Source organism: Cryptosporangium sp. NPDC048952, assembly GCF_043197895.1.
GTDB lineage: Bacteria > Actinomycetota > Actinomycetes > Mycobacteriales > Cryptosporangiaceae > Cryptosporangium.
This window is the reverse complement of record NZ_JBICTY010000001.1, coordinates 916895-936442: the sequence shown is the minus strand read 5'-3', so window position 1 is coordinate 936442 and position 19548 is coordinate 916895. Positions and strand designations below refer to the sequence as shown.

Below are 19548 nucleotides of genomic sequence, written 5' to 3'. Positions count from 1 at the left end.
TAAAAGATAGGTTATGCGTTTGACTGTCCAGGAAGTACTCGTTCGCGTGTTTTGCGAACTTTCGGGGGGACGGATGATCGACCGGGGCGTCCGGAGTACGAGCTGTGCCGTGGAACTGGGTGTCAACAGATGACCGCGGAGCAGGTCACCGACACCCTCCTACTACCGAGCTTCGCCGATACGGTCGAAGTGGCGCCCCTGGAGGCGCCGATCGACCGGCAGGACCTCCGGCGACGCGCTGCCGTCGCCGCCTGCGACGCCGCTGCGGCGGTCGCGACGGCCGTCGCGCTCGGCTGGGCACTCGACTCGCTGCCGCTGCAGCAGTCGCTGGCCGTTCCGGCCGGGTGGACGCTCACCGCCTGGGCGGTCGGCTCCTACCACCGGCGTCGGCTGAAGATCCGGCTCGGTGACGTACGGGGACTCGCGTTGACGACAGTGACGCTCCTGGCGGTGACCAGCGTCGTCGCGACGCTGCTGTCGCTGTCCGGGGCCCGGCCGCTGATCCTGGTCGCAGTGCCGGCGACAGCCGTGTCCGCCGCGCTCAGCCGCGTCGCGCTGCGCCGGTTCACGCGGGTCGGCGAGTCGCTCGCCGCCGCCCCGCTCGTGCTCTACGGGCCACAGGAGGCCGTCCGGCGCTTCTGCGCGGCGGCCGGACGCGACCGCACCGGCCCGACGATCGCGGCAGCCTGTGTCACCGACCTGGGCCGGGCCCCGTGGGCCGCCGACCTGGCAGCCCTCGCCGCGACCGGCGGCCCCGGCGGGCGGGGCCTGACCGTGGTCGACGCGACAGCGTGCCCCGGCGACGACCCCGCAGCAGCGCTGGACACCGTCGTCGACACCGTGCGTCGCACCGGCGCGGACACCGTCGTGGTGGCCGGGGAGTGCGATCCGGACGCGCTGCGCGCGCTGTCCTGGCGCCTGGAGGAGCACGCGGTGGGCGTCGCCGTCACGCCGTTGTGGCCGGTCAGCGCCGATCGGGTGTCCGTTCGCTGCTACGGCGACGCCACGCTGGTCGAGGTGACCCCGCCGCGGTACGACGGTGCCCGGCTAACCCTGCGCCATCTCGTCGACCGGGCGATCGCCGCGCTGGCGCTGCTGATCCTCTCGCCGGCGTTCCTCGGTGTCGCTGCCGTCGTGAAGCTGACCAGCCCGGGGCCGGTGTTCTTCACCCAGCTGCGCACCGGCCAGGGCGGCCGCCGGTTCCGGCTGCTGAAGTTCCGCACGATGGTGGCCGACGCCGAGACGTTGAAGGCCGCGCTGGTCACCGCGAACCAGTACACGGCAGGCACGCTGTTCAAGGTGCGGCACGACCCGCGGGTGACGCCGGTCGGCGCGGTGCTGCGCGCACTCTCGCTGGACGAACTCCCCCAGCTCGTGAACGTGCTGCGCGGCGACATGGCGCTGGTCGGGCCACGTCCCACCGCGACGCCGCCGGAGCAGATGCGGCCCGACTACCGGCGGCGCACGCTGGTGAAACCGGGGATGACCGGGCTCTGGCAGGTCAGCGGACGGTCGAACCTGCCCTGGGAGGAAGCCGTCCGCCTCGACCTCCGCTACGTGGAGAACCGGTCGCTGAGCATGGACGTCGACATCGTCTGCCGGACGCTGCCCGCCGTTCTGTCCCGCGACGGGGCTTACTGAGCCCTACCGGCTGCTGGGCGTGATCGACCGGACGATCACCGTTGCGGGGTCGAAGTCGACGGTGTCCTCGTCGTCCAGCGCCGACATCGCCACCGTGTCCTCCAGCGGCTCCGGCCGGGGCATCGACGCCGTCGCGAGGACGGTGTCGGGCCCCGGCCGACGCAGCGCCGCCGGCACCACGGGCACGGTGACCGGCGGATACCGCCGCCGCACGTACCACCGCACACCGAGGGCCGCAAGCGTGCCGACCACCAGCGCTCCCACCGCCGCTCCGCCGAGCAGCGTGGCCTCGCTCGGCCCGTCGGCCGCCGTCGGCAGCGGTGCCTCGGCGAGCATGCGTGCGGCCAGCACGGGGTCGCCCGAGGCCCGCTCGACGACCAGCGCGGCGATGCGGTTCGCCGCCTCCGACGCGATGCCCGGCGACCGGCCCGACACCGCGATCGCCACGTTCGCGGTCGTGGCCGGCATCGTCACGTTGAGGCCGCCCTGCAGCTCGGAGGGCGGGATCCCGACCGCCACGGCCGCCTGCCGCACCACGTACGGCGACGCGGCGTAGGCCACGTACCGGGGCACCATCAACGTCAGCGAGGTTGCGCTGACCGGTCGCTCCCCCACCGGGACGAACGCGATGACCGCCTGCGCCGACCAGGTGATCGGCCTGGTGACGACGTGAGCGGCCGATCCGGCCAGTACCGCGAGCGCTGCCACCAGGAAGAACAGCCAACCGCGAAGGAGAACAGGGGGACGCGCAGTTAGTTTTGTGGGCATTTCTCTAGTTTGTCTTATTTTTCTCGCTTAGGCTGCCGACCCGTGACACCCTTCGTCCGGGCCGAGGCCAGTCCGTCACTCCCGCACCGAGACCTTCCCGAGCAGGTCGGCGCCGTCCTGCGCGATCTGGGCGTGGACCTCCGGGCCCTGGAGTCTCCGCCGTTCGCCGGCCCACGCCGCCCGATCCGCCGGTTCCTCGGCGGCGGCGTCGTGGTCGAGATCGCCGAGACCGATCCCGGCCGCCTGCGCCTCCGGCGAGAGCTCTGGGGACGAGAATGGGCGCGTCAGGTCGGGATTCCCACGATCCCGGTGCTGAGCGCCGACCCCGACGGCGCCTGGGTCGTCGCGGAGTGGTGGCGTCCCACCGCTCCCGTCGGCCCGGAGTTCCTCGACGACGCCGTCGCGACCGCCCTGCGCATCGCCGGATCGCCCCCGCCGCCGCCCGGGCCCCCGCCCGCGCAGTGGACGTCACCCCGGCGGGCGGCGCCGCTACGGCTGGCGCGAGGGGTGCTGGGTGGCGTGCCGACCCGGCTCTGGCTGGCCGCCCGCCGCGCGGCCGCCGGACTGGCGCGGGTGCCGGTGACGCACGGCGACTTCTACCACCGCAACGCGCTCTGGTGCCCCGATCGTGGGGGCGTCCACGTCGTCGACTGGGAGTACCTGGGCCCCGGGCCCCGCCACGGCGACCTGGCGCGCCTCTGGACGCTGCTCCCGCACCGCGCGGACCGGGACGCACTCCGGGACCGGATCCTGGCTCTGAGCCCGCCGTCGGAGCACCGCGAGATCGGGGTGCTGACGCTCTACCTCGCGCTGCGACTGCTCGGCGAGAACGTCAAGGGCGCCCGGGCCGACCGGCACCGCGCCGACCTCGAGCACGCCCGCTCGATCCAACCCGAGGCCCGCGACCTGGCCCGCGCCCTCGGAGCCTGGCCCACGTGACGCCGTCAGGTGCCTACTTCGGCCGGTGGGCGTCGGCCGCGGAGCAGCTCGCCGTACAGGTCGAGCAGCCGCGCCGCCGAGTCGTCGCTGCTGCTCGCCGCCGCCACCGCACGCCGACGCCCGGCGTCGGCAGCCGACCGGGCCGCCTCGTGGTCGCTGAACACCGTGCCGATCGCACCCGCGAGCGCTTCGGGATCCTCCGGCGGCACGATCCACCCGGTCCCCGGCGGCACCGACTCGGCCATCCCGTCGACCGCCGTGGCCACCACCGGCCGTCCGAGCGCCATCGCCTCCAGCGGCACCAGCGACATGCCCTCCCACCGGGACGGACAGACCACGACGTCGGACGCGTGGAGCCAGCTCAGCGCCGTTTCCCGGTCCACCGGACCGGTGAACGTCACCCCCGCGGCGCCGACCGAAGCAACCGCTTCCTCCAGGGCCGTGCGGGACGGCCCGTCACCGACGAGCACCAACCGGGCACCGGGCACCGCCGCACGCACCGTCGGCCAGGCGTCGATCAGTACGTCCTGGCCTTTCTGTCGGGCCAGCCGCGCCGTACAGACCGCGACCGGCACGCCGGCCGGAAGCCCGAACGCTTCGCGCACCGCCGCCCGCGGACGGGCCCGGATCGGGTCGATCGCGGTCGGCAGCACCGCGTTGGGCAGCACCTCCATTCGCCCGCTGAGCCCGTGCGCGACACCGGTGTCCCGCTCTGCGGCGCTGACGCACGTCACGACGTCGGTCCAGCGCATCGCGAACCGTTCCCAGCCGAGCACCGCCCGACGCATCGCCCCGTCCACGGCCAGGAACGACCAGGCGTGCGGGCTGAACACCGTCGGCACCCTTCCCCGCAGCACGAATCGCCCGATCAGCCCGGCTTTGGCGCAGTGCAGGTGCACGACGTCCGGTCGGACGTCGTCGAAGATGCGGCGGAAGTGCTGCGCCTCGGCGAGCATTCCCGGCCCCGGTCCGCGCGCCGCCCGCCACGTGACCACGTCCGCGCCGCGAGCGCCGGCCAACGTGGCCAACCGCCCGCCGGGACAGGCCACGGTCACCTGGGCGCCGCGCTTGGCCTGGTACTCGACGTAGTCCGCGACGCAGTGCGCCAGACCGGTGTTGACCGCGTGGGACACGTGAAGAACCTGGACGGACGACACTAATAACCCTCCAGAAGCGGAAAGAGGCTCATTCTTGCTTTTATCGGCGTAAAGAGACTAAAACGACCCAGGCGACCAGTGAGCGTGCCACAGCCGGACCCACCGACGCGAGCCACGCCACGCCCAAGGTTCCGAAGCGCTCCGGGAGGTAGAGCACCGATGGCGCACTCCCCGATCACTCCGCCGCTCCGTGCCCTGATCGTCACGCCCAGCGGCGTTCTGGGCGGTGCGGAGTCCTGGCTGCTCTCGATGCTCGACCACACCGAACGCCTCCACCCGTGGGTGGTGATGCTGTCCGACGGTCCGCTGCGCGACGAACTGACCGCGCGTGGCGTCCCGGTGATCGTCCGGCCGACCGGTCGCTCGGGTGCGGCGATCGCCGGTAGCGCGGCCCGGCTGGTCACGACCCTGCGAAACCTCGACCCCGACGTCGTCGTCGGCAACGGCGTGAAGGCCCAGTGCGTCGTGGCTCCCGCCGCACGGGCGGTCGGTGTCCCGTCCGTCTGGGTCAAACACGACCACAGCTTCGATCGACGTCTGGCGCGCTGGCTCGCGAAGGCTTCCGACCGGGTGGTGGCCACCGCTGACGACGTCGCGGTCGCCGCCCGGCGTCCGGACACGCTGACGATCACCCCGCCCCGCTCCGCGCCGCCGGTGGACCGGGACGAGGCCGTGCGGATCCTGCGCGGCCTGAACGTCCCCGCCGGGGACCGGCTGCTGTTGGCGATGCCGGTCCGGTTCGTGCCCTACAAGGGCATCGACACCGCGATCCGGTCGCTCGCCGAGCCGCAGTCCGCCGCCTGGGACCTGCTGGCCGTCGGCCCGGACGACCCGACCCGGCCGGACGAGCGCGAGCGCCTCGCGTCGCTGGCCGCCGACTGGGGCGTCGCCGGTCGCGTGCACCTGCGTCAGGCCGTCCCCGCCGTCGGCCGTCTGCTGGCCGGTGTCGACGCCGTCGCGGTGCTCACGCGCCCCGACGGCCCACGCACGCCGGGGCGGGAGGGGTTCGGGCTGACCGCCTTGGAGGCCCAGCTGGCCGGCGTCCCCGTGATCGCCGTCGACGACGGCGGGCCGGTAGCGCGCCGCGTGGGCCCCCAGCCGTTCGGCGCCGTGAGCCGCTCTGCCGGGTTGCTGGTGCCGCCGGCGGACCCGACAGCCGTCGGCGGAGCGCTCGGTGCGCTGACCGACGCCGAGGTGCGTGCCGCGCTGGGCGCCGAGGGTCGCCGCCGCTCGGCCCACCACCCCGACGCGATGACCCAGGCCGCGCGCTTCGCCACGGTGCTGGCCGAGGTGGCTCACCGGCCTGGCGCCGGGCTGCGCCAGACGGACGCCCCGCCGATCAGCGTCGTCAGCCCGGTCCTCGACGAGGCGCCGGTGATCGACGCCCTGATCGGGACGCTCGCCGCCCAGCTCGGCCCACGTGACGAGTACGTGCTGGTGGACGGCGGTTCCACCGACGGCACAGCGGAACGAATCGCCGCCTGGCACGCCGAGGATCCCCGCATCCGGCTGGTCCGGCACGGTGGCGGCAGCATCGGCTACAGCCGCAACCGGGGCATCGCCGCGGCCGGCAACGAGTTCATCGCCTGCACGGACGCCGGGTGCACACCGTCGGCGAGCTGGCTCGACGGCTTCCGCGCGGCAGCCGCCGAGACCGCCGCTGCGACCCGACGCCTGCCGGTCGGTGGCGGGGAGCACCCGTTCGAGCGGCCCGTCGAGCTGTACGTGGGCGTGTACTCGGCCGCCGTTCGCCCCGACCGCTGGTTCGAGCCGGCGATGGCGGCGATGAACTGGCCGGACCCGGTGGAGCTGCGGCGCCGTACCGCCCCGCGGGCGGTGTACGGGAAGTTGTTCGGACGCGCGTTCTCCGCGGCCCGCGTCGACGGCCGTTCGGTCGGGTTCACCCGCGACGTCTGGCGCGCCGCCGGGGGTTTCCCGGAGAACCTGCGAACGGCGGAGGACGAGGCGTTCGGGCGTGCGGTCCGAGAGCTCGGCGCCCGCACGACGCTGACGCTGGACGCCGCCGTGACGTGGTACCAGCGTTCCGACGTCGCCGCGACGTTCGCGCAGTTCCGGGGCTACGGCCGGGGCGGTGGCACCGGGCGCTCGGCGTGGCTGCTGCGCCGCGACGCGATCCGCTTCGGTGGGTACCTCGGTGCCGCCGCTGCTCTCACCTGGGGTGGGCGGACCGGGCGGGTCCTGGCGCTGGCCGGTGCCGCCGGGTACTTCTCGCTACCGATCGCGCGTGTTGTGCGTCGACGTCAGTCGCCGCTGGTGATTCCGCTGGTGCCTTTGGCTGCGTTGCTCAAGGACGGCGCGAAGCTGGTCGGCACCGCCGAGGCGCTGCTGGGGAGCGCTGCCGGGCGCTTCGACGGAGCTGCTCTGCCTGCGGACGGCGGGGCTCGTGGGCGTGGGGCGCAGGAGAACTGGGCGTACGGCTGGGACGGTGATGCCTGGACCGTGATCCCCCGGCCGCTGGTAGCGCGTGAGCTCGCGGCCGTCCCCCTCGAGCCGGCCGGAGCGGGACAGGTCATCGAGGCGGAACCGTGAGCAGACCACCGGTCCGCGCCGCGCTGCCGCTCGCCGCGGTGGCGCTGGTGTTCGCCGGACCCGCGGTCGGTGACCGGCCGCTGCCCGGCACCGGTGGCGCGCTGCAGGTCATCCACCTGGTCTGCGTGTCGGCGATCGCCGTCACCGCCGCCTGGGTTCTCGCCGGCCGGCTACCGCTGGGCGCCGTGACGGGCCGCCGGTCGCCGGGCGACCGGGCATCCGGTGGCCGGGCGGTGGGGGCGCCGTTGTGGTTCGGGGCGGGGCTGGTGGCTGCTGCGGCGGTGTCCACGCTGTTCGCCGCGAACCCGCTGCGCGGGGCAAAAGTGACGGCTACCTACGCCGCCGGTCTGCTGCTGCTGATCGCGGTACTGCTCGTGGCGACGTCACCCGGCCGCCTGCGGACGCTCGTCGGCACCGCGGTGGTGGGTTCGCTGACCGTGACGCTGCCGATCCTGAGCCAGGCCGAGCAGCTCAAACCGGTCTACGGCGGCGCGGTGGTGCGCAACCGGGCCCAGTCGATCTTCGCCGACCCCAACCAGTTCGGCTGTTACGCGGCGCTGATCGTGCTACTCGCGGTGGGGTGGTTCCTCGCCGCGCCGCACCGCTGGGAGCGTGTGCTCGCCGCGCTGGGCGGGGCCGGTGCTGCGGCGGCTCTCGTGCTGTCGCTGAGCCGGGGTGCGTGGCTGGGCACCGCCGCCGGGCTGACCGTCGTCGCGCTGATGCACCCGGCGGTGCGTCGGACGCTGGTGGCTGCCGGCGCGATCGGGGCGACGCTGGTCGCGGCCGGTGTGCTGGTGAGTCTCACCGCGCCCGCGGAGGTGCGGGGTGGACCCGCCGCCGGGCTGGTCGAGGTCGTCGTCGACCGGATCGCGGTGATCGACGACCGGGCCGCGAACCCGCACGACGTCCGGCCGATCACGTGGCGGGAAGCCGTGCGGCAGTTCACGCTGCACCCGGTGCTCGGCAACGGACCCGGGTCGTTCAGCACGCTCGCGGCCGAGTCGCCGTCGGTGATCCAGTTCGCGCCCCGGCTCCACGCGCACAACGCGCTGTTGCAGGTCGGCGCCGAGACCGGCGTCGTGGGCCTGTTCTTCGGCGTCGGCTTCGCCGGAACCTGCGGCCTGGCCGCCCTCGCAGCAGCCCGCCACCTCCGCCGCGCCGCAGGATCGGCCGCCCCGACGGCGGCCGGCCGCGGTCTGGCCGGCACGGCTGGTGCCGCATCGGCGGGAGTCGAGGCGGCTCGGCAGGCGCTCGGGCTGGTTGCGGGGACTACCGGGGCGCTCACGGCGATGTGTGTGCACCTGATGGTGGATTATCCGATTCGGAATCCGGTGCTGATGATCACCGCATGGTCGGTGGCGGGGCTGCTGCTCGCCGCCGGGCGGGTACCGGCGAACGACCGGGTCCTCGTATGACGGCGGTCGAGGACCAGCGCAGCGCCGAGCTCCGGGGCATCGCGCGGGCGGGCACGATCAGCCTGATCGGGTCGGCGGCCTCCGCCGTCCTGGGGTTCGCGCTGGTCGTCCAGGTGAGCCGGGGGCTCGGCACGGCCGGTGCGGGAGCGTTCTCGGTCGTCGTCGCGGTGGCGATGACGCTCGCGGTCGCCGGTCGGTTCGGCACCGACACCGCGCTCGTGCGGATGGCTCCACGGCTGCGGGCCCTCGGCCGCACCCGGGACATCGACGCCGCGGCCGTCGCCGCGCTCGTTCCGGTGTTCGCGGGAACCACACTGCTCGCCGTGCTTGCGTGGTGGGCGGCACCGCACCTGGTCGGCGTCGTGTTCGAGCACCCGGCGCCGCCCGGGGCGGTCTGGCTGATCCGCGTCGCGGTGGCCACCGTGCCGCTGGGCGCGACCGGGTACGTCGCGCTCGCTGTCACCCGCGGGTTGGGCAGCGTGGTGCCGCTGACCGTCGTCGAGAGCATTGCCAAACCGGCCCTGCGCTGCGCGTTCGTCGGCATCGCGATGGCCGCGGCCCACCGCGCCTGGCCCCACGCCGACCTCACCGCCGGCCCCGTCCTCTGGACGACAGTGGCCTGGGCGATCCCCCAGCTGATCGGCGGCCTCTGGGCCGCCGCCCTCGCCCACCGCGCCCTCGCGGCCGCGCGGCACGCGGGCTCCTCCGTCGACAGCGTGGCGGGTGCCGCTCCGGCCACCGCGCTCGGACTCGGCGCGCCCGCGAGCGGCGCCACAACCACGAGCGGCGCTGCACCCGCGAGCGGCGCTGCACCCGCGAGCGGCGCCGCGGCCACGTGGCGGGAGTTGTGGGGGTTTGCTGCGCCTCGGGCGGCGGCGTCGGCGTGTGAGATCGCCGGGATGCACTCGGGGATCATCCTGGTCAGCGCGCTGGCCGGCGTCGCCGACGCGGGCGTCTACAACGCCGCGCTGCGTCTCGCCCTCGCCGGAACGCTGGCCCTCCAGGCGCTGCGCCTGGCGATCGCCCCCACGCTCGCCCGGCTCCTCACCGTCGGCGACCTCGACGGGGTCGAGCACCTGCACCGCACGGCGTCGGTCTGGATCACCGTCGTCTCGTTCCCGCTCTACCTCGTCTTCGCGGCCTGGCCCACCGAGGTACTGCGCCTCTTCGGACCGGGCTTCCAGGCCGGCGGCACCGCGCTGGCGATCCTGGCCACCGCCACGCTCGTCAACCTCGCCACCGGCCCGGTCTCCACCCTGCTGCTGATGAGCGGCCGCTCCACGCTCACGTTCGCCGTCACCGCGGCCTCGCTGACATTCAGCATCGTGCTCGCGCTCGTGCTGATCCCCCGCTACGGCGTCGCCGGCGCGGCGATCGCCAAGGGGGCCGCCGTCGTCGGCGAGAACATCGCGGTCACCGTCGTCGTCCGCCGGTCGGTCGGCGTCCGCACGCTGTCGCGTCCGCTGGTACACGCGGCGCTCGCCGGCGTCCTGTGCTTCGTCGTCCCGGCCGTGGTCTACCAACTGTTCGCCGGCCACGACTTCCCGGCCGCCGTCCTCGTCGTCCTGCTCGGCACCGCCGCGTACCTCGCGCTGCTGTGGCGTCACCGGGACGAATTCTCGCTCGCCGACCTCGCGGCAGCACTCCCCCTCGACCGTCTGCGACTGCGCCGCCCGAGACCGGGCCCCCGTCCCAGCAAGGAGAACCGATGAGCATGCTTCGCCACGTCGAGGTTCCGGATCGGCTACGCGCCGCGAAGCGACACGTGCCCCGGCCGGTGAAGCGTGCCGTCCGCCGGGCCGTGCGGCGCTACGGCGAGCACACCGCCGCCCAGCGCGCGCTCCCGGACTTCCTGATCATCGGCACCAAGCGCGGTGGCACCACGTCGGTCTGGAACTGGCTGGTGCGCCACCCGAACGTCGCGCCGATGTTCCCGTCGCTCCAGCAGATCAAGAGCCCGCACTACTTCGACATCCACTACGGCCGCGGCGAGCGCTGGTACCGGTCGCACTTCCCGAGCCGCGCGACGCTCGAGCGGGCCGCTCAGCGCAGCGGGATCCGGCCGCTGACCGGCGAAGCGAGCCCGTACTACCTGTTCCACCCGCTGGTGGCGGAACGTGTCCAGCACACCGTGCCCAAGGCGCGGCTGATCGTCCTGCTGCGCAATCCGGTGGACCGCGCCTACTCCAACTACTGGGAACGGCGCGGCTCGAACGCCGAGTGCCTCCCGACGTTCGAGGCCGCGATCGACGCCGAGGACGAACGGCTGCGCGGTGAGACCGAGCGGATCCGGACCGAGCCCGGTTACCACTCGGTGCACCACGACTGGCACAGCTACCTGGCCCGGGGCCGCTACGTCGAGCAGTTGACCGGGTGGCTCGACCGCTTCGGCCGCGACCAGCTGCTGGTGATGCCGTTCGAAGACCTGCGCGCGGACGCCAACGGCGCCTACCGCGTCGTGCAGGAGTTCTTGAGCCTGCCGGTGGTCGAGCCGCCCCGGTTGGCCCACCACAACAAGCTCCCGGTGCCGCCGATGTCCGCGGCGACCAGGGCACGGCTCGTGGACTACTACCGCCCCTTCAATGCCCGTCTCACCGAACTGCTCGGAATGCCCTTCGACTGGGACCGATAGGAGAATTGTGCGTCCTCCCTCCAACCCCCGTGCTCGGCGCGTCCTCGCCGCGCTAGCACTGGTGGCCGCCGCGATCGGGCTGGTTCCTGCCACCCCCGCGACGGCCGCCGACCCAGCGAGCACCCCTGGCGCCGCCACGGCGTCGACCAAGGTCTTCACTGCGGACGCCCAACCGACGTGGCAGACGAACGGCACCGTCTGGGCGGTCACCTACGTCCGCGGGGTGATCTACATCGGCGGGAACTTCTCGACGGTCCGTCCGCCGGGCGCCGCACCCGGCACCCGCGAGGTCGCCCGCGACAACCTCGCCGCGTTCGACGCGAACACCGGCGACCTGCTGCCGCTCTCGCACCGCTTCACCTCGCCGCGGCACACGTTCAGCGACTCGAAGCCGGACGTCAGCTGCGACGTCGACTGGGACTCGCAGCTCTACAGCTGCGACACGATCTACCGGATCAAGGCCTCACCCGACGGCTCGTCGATCTACGTGGCCGGCGACTTCACGCACGTGGACGGCCAGTCCCGGACGAAGATCGCCGCGTTCCCGGTCTCCCGGGCGAACTCCCCGCTCGACGCCCGCTTCGTGCCGGCCGGCATCAACGGGCGGGTGCGCGCGCTGGCGGTCGGCCGGTCGGCGGTCTTCGCCGGTGGTGTGTTCACCCAGGCCGGTGGCGCGAGCCGCACCCGCCTGGCCGCACTCAACCGCACGAACGGCGCCGTGACCTCGTTCAACGCGAGCGCGGACGCCGAGGTCATCGCGCTCAGCCTGTCGTCGGACCAGACCCGGCTCGTCGTCGGCGGCAACTTCAACACGCTCAATGGCGTCGCACAGCATGCGTTGGGCGCCGTGAACCCGAGCACGGGCAGAAGCACCGCCTGGGCCTGGCGGGGCGTGCCCCGCACGTCGTACATCACCGACATGGTGGCGGACGGCAACGCGGTCTACATGACGGCCAACGGCGAGGGCACGTGGGACGGTCGGGCCGCTGTCGACCCGAGCACCGGCGTGCTGAAGTGGTTCGACAGCTGCCTCGGGGCGAGCTGGGCGGTCGCGCTCCACGGTGACCTGCTCTACAGCGGCTCGCACGCGCACAACTGCAACGACACCGACGGCGGCTTCCCCGAGCAGGCGACCGACCTGCCCGAACCGCGCTACTACCGGCTGCTCGCGCAGACCACGCGCGGATCGAGCACGACGATCCAGTACTGGTTCCCGTCGACGAACGGTGGCGACCCGAACATCCCGGCGACGCGTTCGGTGTCGAAGCTGGGGCCACGGGCGCTGGCCAGCGACGGTCGGTCGATCTGGGTCGGCGGTCAGTTCACGACCGTCAACAACAAGCCCCAGCAGGGGCTGACGCGGTTCACGCTGACGGCGAAGTCGATCGCCCCGTCGACGCCCGCCGCGCCGACCGTGCAGAACAGCGGCGGGAACCAGGTCACCGTCACCTGGCGCGGCGTCGAGGACCTCGACGACCCGATGGTGACCTATCAGGTCTACCGCGGCTCGACGCTGGTGTACCGGGGGCAGGCGTCGGCGAAGCCCTGGGAGACGAAGAAGACCTACTCGTTCACCGACCGGGGGCTCGCTGCGGGTACATCGGTGCGGTACACGGTCCGCGCGGTAGACGGGCGCGGCACCGCGGGGGCGTTCTCCCCGGCGGCGACCGCGACGGTCGGCCGGAGTGCCGAGGAGCCGGACCCGTGGTCCGACGGGTGGGAGAACGACCGTGAGCCCTGGTCCGATTGGGGCCCCTGGGGCGGCTGGTAGCCGTTCGCCGTGAAGCGGTCCCGTTCGGGCGGGCTGGAGCTCGACCGAACGGGACCGCTTCGTGTCAGCGGCTCGCGGCGATCGCGGCGAGGATGGGTTCTGACAGCTCGGGGCGGCAGATCAGCAGGTCGGGCTGGTACGGGTTCGGGTTGTTGTAGCTCAGCGGGCTGCCGTCTACGCGGGACGTGTGCAATCCCGCGGCCCGGGCCACCACCACCGGGGCTGCCGAGTCCCACTCGTACTGGCCACCGTCGTGCAGGTAGGCCTCGGCCTGGCCACGCACGACCGCCATCGCCTTGGCACCCGCGGACCCCATCGGCACGAGCTCCGCGCCGACCTTCTCCGCCACGGCCTCGGCGTACGCCGGCGGGCGGCTGCGGCTCACCAGGATGCGTGGCTGCGGTGCCGCCGGGCGCGGCCGGGGCGACAGTTCGCTGGTGAGCGTCGGGCCGAGGCCGGGCAGCGCCACCGCACCAGCGGCGAGCTCACCGTCCTCCCAGAGCGCCACGTGGATCGCCCAGTCGTCCCGGTCGACCTCGGAGTACTCGCGAGTGCCGTCGAGCGGGTCGACGATCCAGACCCGCCGCGCCTCCAGCCGCGCGTGGTCGTCGGCGCCCTCCTCGGAGAGCACCGCGTCCCCTGGGCGCAGCTTCGCCAGGGCGGCGGTGAGAAAATCGTGGGAACGCTTGTCGCCCTCGGCCTTGAGCCGGCTCGCCGGGAGGGGCTTGCGCGTGCGCAGACGGAGCAGGATCACACCGGCGTGGGTGGCCAGCAGGCGCGCTAACTCGACGTCGGAATCGCAGGTCATGCGGGCGGCTATGGTCTCGGTATCCACTTCCGAAGTCACGAGCTACCCCCTGAACCCGGTGCTGGTGATTTCGAGGCTAGTGGGTGTGGAGTCCGCTGAACACAGGCCTCTCGTCACAGCCGGACCCACGACGTCTGCAGCGGTTTGGCTTGCGGCGCCCGCAACGGTCGCAGTACCAGACTGAAAAGCCCGACGGGGACGTCGAACTCGGCGCGACCGTCGTCGTCGGTCGTGATCGTGAACGTGCTGCCGGCGCACCGGACCTCGGCCGACGCCCGCTGGGCCGGAAGCACCTCGAGGCTGATCCGGCGCCCGTTGCCCCGGTCGGTGACGCGCAGGTCGGCACCGCCGCTGCGGTGACCGAAACGCATCGTGCGCACGGTCGGGTCCGCGGCCGCCCGCCGGTCGTGGTCCAGGATCGAGTCGAACATCAGGTCCGCGACGAGTGTTTCGACCGGGCGCGCGTCGAACGCACGGCGTGCGGCGTCGCGCACCGATTCTGGCACCACGTTCACGGGCCCTCCTTCGTCCACCCGGACATCCCACGGGCGGGCGTCCTCCTCGGCGGAGTGGGCCCTGCGCAACGGTTCCGGTGACACTGCTACCTCCTAGGAAGAGCCGGCAGTCGCCGGATTGATACCCGTGCCTTCGACGATTCCCCGTAGCTTCTCCAGACAACGACCACGGGTGGGGCCGATACTGCCGATCGGGATGTCCAGCGCCGCGGAGATCTCCTCGTAGCTGGGCGCCGGATCGAGCAGGAGCATCTGCAGCAGCTCCCGGCAGCGCGGCGTGAGGCGTCCGAACGCGCTGCGCATCTCGGCGTCGCGTTCGGCGGCGAGCAGCGCGGCGTCGGCCTCGGGCGTGGCCAGCCGGAGCCGGTCGGTCCCCGGATCGAGTTCCTCGCCGGAGAGCACTGTGCGCTTCGAGCGGCCCAGCAGCCGGAGGCATTCGCGGCGGGCCGTCGTCGCCAGCCAGGCGCCGACGCGGCTCGGGTCGCTCAGCCGGTCGATGTTCTCGACCAGTCGCAGCCACGTGGTCTGGCTGACGTCACCGGCGTCGCCGGGGCTCAGCCGGTGGTTGCGGGCGACGGCCCAGATCAGGCCACCGTAGGCGTCGACGAGGAGGTCCCAGGCGCTGCGGTCACCACCGGCGGCGGCCCCGACCAGCATCGCGGCTTCATCGGGACTCAGATTCGCCCGCCGGATCCCGGCCGGGCGGTGCCCCGGAACGGTGTCGGCCACCCCGACGTCATCGAGGTCGGTGAGCTCAGCCTCGACCTCCGGTGCGCTGGCCGTGGCCGACCTCGGGGCCGCGGCAATCGCATCGGCGTCGGCGCTGATCAGGTCGGTGAGGCCTGCCACCTCGTCGACTTCGAGCTCTGGCCGCGGTTCGGCCTCGGGCCCCACCGGCGCGAGGCGCACCACGCGGGCGCTGTCGGTCATCGGGCGGAGCCACCGGCGTCGGCGGCCTGGAAGCCGGGCGCCATCCGCACGACACCACCGTCGGCGAACGCGGACTCCCGGCCACGGCGCCGCTCGTCACGCATCCAGGCGTCGACCTCCGAGCGGGCGGTGTGCAGGATCCACTCGTCGACTTGGGTAGTGGCTTGTTCCACCGGGTGCAGCGTCGGATCCTTCGCGCGCGCCAGCGCCTGTACGGTCGACCAGCGTTCGGCCATGCGGAGCCAGGTGAGCTGCGAGACGACCGCCGACTCGGTGACGTCGAGGCCCGCCGTGGTCGCGATGCCCCAGATGGCATCCATGTGCTGATCGACCAACGCGTCCCACAGCTGATCGACCGCCCGCGAATCACCCGACATACCGGACAATATACGCCGGAAGGGTGTTACCTCGCGTGGAAGGTGTTCTGCACTGTTGCCAGGTCGGCGCCGAACAACGCCTCGACCGCGTCGGCCGCGGTGTCGACCATCAGCGGCAGGGCCTTGCGCTCTCCTGCGCTGAAGTCACGCAGGACGAAGTCGGCCGGGTCCTGCCGACCGGGCGGGCGCCCGATGCCGACCCGCACGCGGAGGTAGTCCTTCGTACCCAGCGAGTTCGAGATCGACCGCAGTCCGTTGTGCCCGTTGTCGCCGCCGCCGAGCTTGAGCCGCACGCTGTCGAACGGGATGTCCAGCTCGTCGTGGACGACGATCGTTTGCTCCGGGGGTACCCGGTAGTAGCTGCGCAGGCCGGCGACCGGGCCGCCGGACTCGTTCATGTACGAGTGCGGCTTGGCGAGCACCACGCGGTGGCCGGCGAGCCTGCCCTCGACGATGTCGGCCCGGGACTTGTGCTTGGTGAACCGGCCGCCGATGCGCTCCGCGAGCAGGTCGACGACCATCTGGCCTACGTTGTGCCGGTTGCCGGCGTACTTGGGGCCGGGGTTGCCCAGCCCGACGACGAGCCAGGGGTCGTCGGCCATCGTTTCTCCCTCACGAGTCCGGCCGGAGCCCTGTGACGGGTCTCCGGCCGGATTTCGGGTCTCTTACGTGACTCAGGCGTCGGCGGTCTGCTTCTCGTCGCGCACGATGCCGGCCTCGGCCTCGGCGGCCTCCACCTCGGCGTCGGCCTGCGCGGCGCTCTGCTGAGCCACGACACCGACGACAGCGGCCTCGGGGTCGGTGATCAGCGTGACGCCCTTGGGCAGAGCGACGTCCTTGGCGAGCAGCTGCTTGCCGATCTCCAGGCCGTCGATGCTGACCTCGACGCCGTCGGGGATGTTGGTGGCCTCGGCCTCGACGGTGAGCGAGGAGAGGTCCTGGTTGACCCGGCCGCCACGCTCCACCTCGCCGGTGAGGACGACGGCGAGCTCGACGGTGACCTTCTCGCCCTTGCGGACGAGCAGGAGGTCGACGTGGTCGATGGTCTGCTTGATCGGGTCACGCTGGACGGCCTTGGCGAGCGCGAGCTCTTTGCCCCCCTCGACCTCGATCGTCAGCAGGGTGTTGGCGCCATGCTTGATGGCGTTGGTGAACTCACGGGCGGGCAACGCGATGTGACGAGGCGCCTGCCCGTGGCCGTACAGCACGGCGGGGATCTTTCCGGCCCGGCGCGTGCGACGTGCGCCGCCCTTGCCGAACTCGGTGCGCGGCTCGGCGGCGATTCGGACCTCGGACACGACTTAACTCCTCGAACGCAAGCGTGAATTTCGGTGGGCTTGTTGGGCGAGGGGCCGTGTCGTGGGCACCGCAGACGACGCATCCACAATCAGCGCGTCGATCACGGAGCCTGCGACACAGCCCCCTCGCCGGGCAACCCGACTATCCTATCTTGCCCGGGCCGTACAAGACGAACCCGGGGTCAGCTGGCTCCGCCACTGCGCTTCTAGCTGGCTCCACCAAAGAGGCTGGTGACCGAGCCGTCGTCGAACACCTCGCGAATCGCGCGGGCGATCAGCGGGGCGATCGAGAGCACGGTCAGCTTGTCCAGTTCCTTCTCCGGACCGATCGGCAGCGTGTTGGTGAGGATCACCTCGCTGATCGGGCCGTTCTTCAACCGCTCGGTGGCCGGGTCGGAGAGCACGCCGTGGGTGGCCGCGACCACCACGTCGGCGGCGCCTTCTTCCTTGAGCGCGTCAGCGGCTTTCGCGATCGTGCCACCGGTGTCGATCATGTCGTCGACCAGGATGCAGGTGCGGCCCTTGACCTCACCCACGACCCGGTTCATCACGACCTGGTTCGGCACCAGCGGGTCCCGTGTCTTGTGGATGAACGCCAGCGGCGTCCCGCCCAGCACGTCGGTCCACCGCTCGGCGACCCGCACCCGCCCGGAGTCCGGGGCCACCACGGTCAGCTCCCGGTCCGCATACTTCTCCTTGACGTAACTCGCCAGGAGATCCAGCGCGAACAGGTGGTCCACGGGCCCGTCGAAAAAGCCCTGGATCTGGGCGGTGTGCAGGTCGACGGTGAGGATCCGGTCGGCGCCCGCCGTCTTCAGCAGGTCGGCGACCAGGCGAGCCGAGATCGGCTCCCGCCCCTGGTGCTTCTTGTCCTGCCGCGCGTAGGGGTAGCACGGAAGCACCACCGTGACGCGCTTCGCCGAACCGCGCTTGGCCGCGTCCAGCATGAGCAGCAACTCCATGAGGTGCTGGTTCACCGGAGCGCACACGCTCTGGATGATGAAGGCGTCCGACCCGCGGACGGACTCCTCGAACCGCACGAAGAGCTCGCCGGACGCGAACTCCAGCGCCCGCGTGGGCGTCACCTCGGTTTCGAGATCGACAGCGATCTCCGCGGCGAGCTCCGGAGCGGCTCGACCGGTCAGGAGCACCAAGCTCTTCCGGCTCTTGGCGTGAATAGCCATCGGTTCTGCGTCGCTTTCAGTGCGGCGGGGCGAGGGGATCGCAGGGGGTCACTGCGCGGATTGTGCAGGACGAATCGACTATTCGACCGTACCTTCCTCGGACGCGACGCGCCGAGCAGCCGCCGCCGCGTCGGCAGCCGCCGTACCGGGACGACGACGCTCGACCCAGCCGTCGATGTTGCGCTGGCGGGCCCTCGCCACCGCCATGGCGCCCGGGGGAACGTCTTCGGTGATCACCGAGCCGGCCGCGGTGTACGCGCCGTCACCGACGTTCACGGGCGCGATGAACATCGTGTCCGATCCGGTGCGGGCGTGGTCACCGATCGTGGTGTGGTGCTTGTTCACACCGTCGTAGTTGACGAAGACGCTTGCCGCTCCAATGTTGGAGTGCTCACCGATCGTGGCATCGCCCACATAAGTGAGATGCGGCACTTTCGAGCCCTCGCCGATCGTCGCGTTCTTCGTCTCGACGTACGTGCCGACCTTCGCCTTGCGGCCGAGTACCGACCCGGGGCGCAGGTAGGCGAACGGACCGACGGTCGCCTCGGGGCCGATCTCGGCCTGGTTGGAGTGCGTCCGGACGACGGTGGCGCCGGCGCCCACCTTGGTGTCGATCAGCGTCGAGTCGGGGCCGACCTCGGCGCGGTCCTCGATCACGGTGGCGCCGCGCAGCTGCACGTTCGGGTGCACGACGACGTCCCGGCCGAGGACGACGTCCACGTCGAACCAGACGCTCGCCGGGTCGATCACGGTGGCGCCGGCCCGCATCGCAGCAGTGACCAGCCGGTCACGCAGCAGCGCGCGCAGCGCGGAGAGCTCGACGCGGTCGTTGCAGCCGAGCGTCTCGCGGTAGTCGGGAGCGACCATCGCGGCGACGGGGTGCCCGTCCTCGACGAGCAGGCCGAGCACGTCGGTGAGGTACTCCTGGCCCTGGTCGTTGTCGGTGGTGAGCCGGTCGAGCATGGAGCGCAGGTGCTTGGCGTCGAACGCGAACATGCCGGAGTTGATCTCGGCGATCGTCCGTTCCTCCGCCGTGGCGTCGCGGTGCTCGACGATGCGCTGGACACGACCGTCGGCGTTGCGGACGATGCGGCCCAGGCCCGTGGGGTCGGGCACCGAGGCGGTGAGCACGGTGGCCGCGTTCCCGGCCTCGACGTGCGTCGAGACCAGAGCCTGCAGCGTCTCCGCGGTGAGCAGCGGGGTGTCGCCGTTGAGTACCACGACCGGCCCGTCGAGGTCGGGCAGCTCGGCGAGCGCGCAGCGCACCGCATGCCCCGTGCCGTTCTGCTGGTCCTGCACGGCGGTGACGACACGTGCGTCGACGCCGGTGACGTGGGCGGCCACCCGCTCGCGCTGGTAGCCGATGACGACCGCCAGGTGGGCGGGCTCGAGCCGGCCCGCGGCCGCGAGCACGTGCCCTACCAAGCTGCGTCCGCACAGCTCGTGGAGCACCTTCGGGGTGTCGGACTTCATCCGGGTGCCTTCGCCGGCGGCGAGGACCACGACGGCAGCCGGTCGGGCCGGGCTCGTCACAAGGGTCTCCTGGGGATTAGGCGGCAGTGA

Annotated in this window: 17 protein-coding genes; 7 read left to right on the top strand and 10 right to left on the bottom strand. The window is 72.4% G+C overall.

Features of this window, described 5'->3' with window-relative positions:
- The first annotated feature begins 129 nt into the window (after positions 1 to 129).
- On the top strand, positions 130 to 1641 hold the full coding sequence (locus ACGFY5_RS04395; RefSeq protein WP_392717204.1) for a sugar transferase: 1512 nt from the start codon (positions 130 to 132) through the stop codon (positions 1639 to 1641).
- A gap of 3 nt (positions 1642 to 1644) precedes the next feature.
- On the opposite strand, the gene ACGFY5_RS04390 is transcribed toward ACGFY5_RS04395, so the two are convergent.
- Positions 1645 to 2409 carry a hypothetical protein gene (locus ACGFY5_RS04390; protein WP_392717202.1) on the bottom strand — a complete coding sequence of 255 codons (765 nt, stop codon included), beginning with the start codon at positions 2407 to 2409 and terminating at the stop codon, positions 1645 to 1647.
- A 42-nt stretch (positions 2410 to 2451) separates the two neighbouring features.
- On the opposite strand from ACGFY5_RS04390, the gene ACGFY5_RS04385 reads away from it, so the two are divergent.
- Positions 2452 to 3348: a phosphotransferase gene (locus ACGFY5_RS04385; protein WP_392717200.1), complete on the top strand. Its 897-nt coding sequence runs from the start codon at positions 2452 to 2454 to the stop codon at positions 3346 to 3348.
- A gap of 5 nt (positions 3349 to 3353) precedes the next feature.
- On the opposite strand, the gene ACGFY5_RS04380 is transcribed toward ACGFY5_RS04385, so the two are convergent.
- Positions 3354 to 4481 carry a glycosyltransferase gene (locus tag ACGFY5_RS04380; protein ID WP_392717198.1) on the bottom strand — a complete coding sequence of 376 codons (1128 nt, stop codon included), beginning with the start codon at positions 4479 to 4481 and terminating at the stop codon, positions 3354 to 3356.
- A gap of 183 nt (positions 4482 to 4664) precedes the next feature.
- Here ACGFY5_RS04380 and ACGFY5_RS04375 point away from each other — a divergent pair, with 183 nt between their 5' ends.
- The 5 genes from ACGFY5_RS04375 to ACGFY5_RS04355 are packed head-to-tail and all read left to right on the top strand — an operon-like array spanning position 4665 to position 12873.
- Positions 4665 to 7055, top strand: a complete 2391-nt coding sequence (locus ACGFY5_RS04375; protein ID WP_392717196.1) for a glycosyltransferase — start codon at positions 4665 to 4667, stop codon at positions 7053 to 7055.
- Positions 7052 to 8470, top strand: coding sequence for an O-antigen ligase family protein (locus ACGFY5_RS04370; RefSeq protein WP_392717194.1), 1419 nt, complete (start codon positions 7052 to 7054; stop codon positions 8468 to 8470). Before ACGFY5_RS04375 ends, ACGFY5_RS04370 begins: the two co-directional genes overlap by 4 nt.
- Positions 8467 to 10182 carry a polysaccharide biosynthesis C-terminal domain-containing protein gene (locus tag ACGFY5_RS04365; RefSeq protein WP_392717192.1) on the top strand — a complete coding sequence of 572 codons (1716 nt, stop codon included), beginning with the start codon at positions 8467 to 8469 and terminating at the stop codon, positions 10180 to 10182. The genes ACGFY5_RS04370 and ACGFY5_RS04365 overlap by 4 nt, the downstream gene beginning before the upstream one ends.
- Entirely contained in the window at positions 10179 to 11102 is a 924-nt protein-coding gene (locus ACGFY5_RS04360) for a sulfotransferase domain-containing protein (RefSeq protein ID WP_392717190.1), read from the top strand. The genes ACGFY5_RS04365 and ACGFY5_RS04360 overlap by 4 nt, the downstream gene beginning before the upstream one ends.
- A 7-nt stretch (positions 11103 to 11109) precedes the next feature.
- Positions 11110 to 12873: a hypothetical protein gene (locus tag ACGFY5_RS04355; protein ID WP_392717188.1), complete on the top strand. Its 1764-nt coding sequence runs from the start codon at positions 11110 to 11112 to the stop codon at positions 12871 to 12873.
- Between the two features lie 64 nt (positions 12874 to 12937).
- On the opposite strand, the gene ACGFY5_RS04350 is transcribed toward ACGFY5_RS04355, so the two are convergent.
- From ACGFY5_RS04350 to glmU, 8 genes are all read right to left on the bottom strand, one after another.
- Entirely contained in the window at positions 12938 to 13681 is a 744-nt protein-coding gene (locus ACGFY5_RS04350; RefSeq protein ID WP_392718647.1) for a 3'(2'),5'-bisphosphate nucleotidase CysQ, read from the bottom strand.
- A 113-nt stretch (positions 13682 to 13794) separates the two neighbouring features.
- Positions 13795 to 14196: a hypothetical protein gene (locus ACGFY5_RS04345; protein ID WP_392717186.1), complete on the bottom strand. Its 402-nt coding sequence runs from the start codon at positions 14194 to 14196 to the stop codon at positions 13795 to 13797.
- A 93-nt stretch (positions 14197 to 14289) separates the two neighbouring features.
- Positions 14290 to 15126, bottom strand: a complete 837-nt coding sequence (locus ACGFY5_RS04340; RefSeq protein WP_392717184.1) for an RNA polymerase sigma factor — start codon at positions 15124 to 15126, stop codon at positions 14290 to 14292.
- The gene (locus ACGFY5_RS04335) at positions 15123 to 15503 is read right to left on the bottom strand and encodes a hypothetical protein (RefSeq protein WP_392717182.1); all 381 of its coding nucleotides are present in this window, start codon (positions 15501 to 15503) and stop codon (positions 15123 to 15125) included. Before ACGFY5_RS04335 ends, ACGFY5_RS04340 begins: the two co-directional genes overlap by 4 nt.
- A 26-nt stretch (positions 15504 to 15529) precedes the next feature.
- Complete coding sequence (gene pth / locus ACGFY5_RS04330) at positions 15530 to 16105, bottom strand: aminoacyl-tRNA hydrolase (protein WP_392717180.1); 576 nt, start codon at positions 16103 to 16105, stop codon at positions 15530 to 15532.
- A 72-nt stretch (positions 16106 to 16177) separates the two neighbouring features.
- Positions 16178 to 16801, bottom strand: coding sequence for a 50S ribosomal protein L25/general stress protein Ctc (locus ACGFY5_RS04325; RefSeq protein ID WP_392717178.1), 624 nt, complete (start codon positions 16799 to 16801; stop codon positions 16178 to 16180).
- Between the two features lie 206 nt (positions 16802 to 17007).
- The gene (locus tag ACGFY5_RS04320) at positions 17008 to 17985 is read right to left on the bottom strand and encodes a ribose-phosphate diphosphokinase (protein WP_392717176.1); all 978 of its coding nucleotides are present in this window, start codon (positions 17983 to 17985) and stop codon (positions 17008 to 17010) included.
- A gap of 78 nt (positions 17986 to 18063) precedes the next feature.
- On the bottom strand, positions 18064 to 19518 hold the full coding sequence (gene glmU, locus ACGFY5_RS04315; RefSeq protein ID WP_392717174.1) for a bifunctional UDP-N-acetylglucosamine diphosphorylase/glucosamine-1-phosphate N-acetyltransferase GlmU: 1455 nt from the start codon (positions 19516 to 19518) through the stop codon (positions 18064 to 18066).
- Positions 19519 to 19548: the final 30 nt, after the last annotated feature.

Excerpts from the sequence above, each read along its gene's own strand:
- ACGFY5_RS04390 (WP_392717202.1), bottom strand. The coding sequence starts at position 2,409 with ATGCCCACAAAACTAACTGCGCGTCCCCCTGTTCTCCTTCGCGGTTGG.
- ACGFY5_RS04350 (WP_392718647.1), bottom strand. The coding sequence starts at position 13,681 with ATGACCTGCGATTCCGACGTCGAGTTAGCGCGCCTGCTGGCCACCCAC.
- ACGFY5_RS04360 (WP_392717190.1), top strand. The coding sequence starts at position 10,179 with ATGAGCATGCTTCGCCACGTCGAGGTTCCGGATCGGCTACGCGCCGCG.
- ACGFY5_RS04365 (WP_392717192.1), top strand. The coding sequence starts at position 8,467 with ATGACGGCGGTCGAGGACCAGCGCAGCGCCGAGCTCCGGGGCATCGCG.
- ACGFY5_RS04375 (WP_392717196.1), top strand. The coding sequence starts at position 4,665 with ATGGCGCACTCCCCGATCACTCCGCCGCTCCGTGCCCTGATCGTCACG.
- ACGFY5_RS04395 (WP_392717204.1), top strand. The coding sequence starts at position 130 with ATGACCGCGGAGCAGGTCACCGACACCCTCCTACTACCGAGCTTCGCC.
- ACGFY5_RS04340 (WP_392717184.1), bottom strand. The coding sequence starts at position 15,126 with ATGACCGACAGCGCCCGCGTGGTGCGCCTCGCGCCGGTGGGGCCCGAG.
- pth (WP_392717180.1), bottom strand. The coding sequence starts at position 16,105 with ATGGCCGACGACCCCTGGCTCGTCGTCGGGCTGGGCAACCCCGGCCCC.
- ACGFY5_RS04320 (WP_392717176.1), bottom strand. The coding sequence starts at position 17,985 with ATGGCTATTCACGCCAAGAGCCGGAAGAGCTTGGTGCTCCTGACCGGT.
- ACGFY5_RS04335 (WP_392717182.1), bottom strand. The coding sequence starts at position 15,503 with ATGTCGGGTGATTCGCGGGCGGTCGATCAGCTGTGGGACGCGTTGGTC.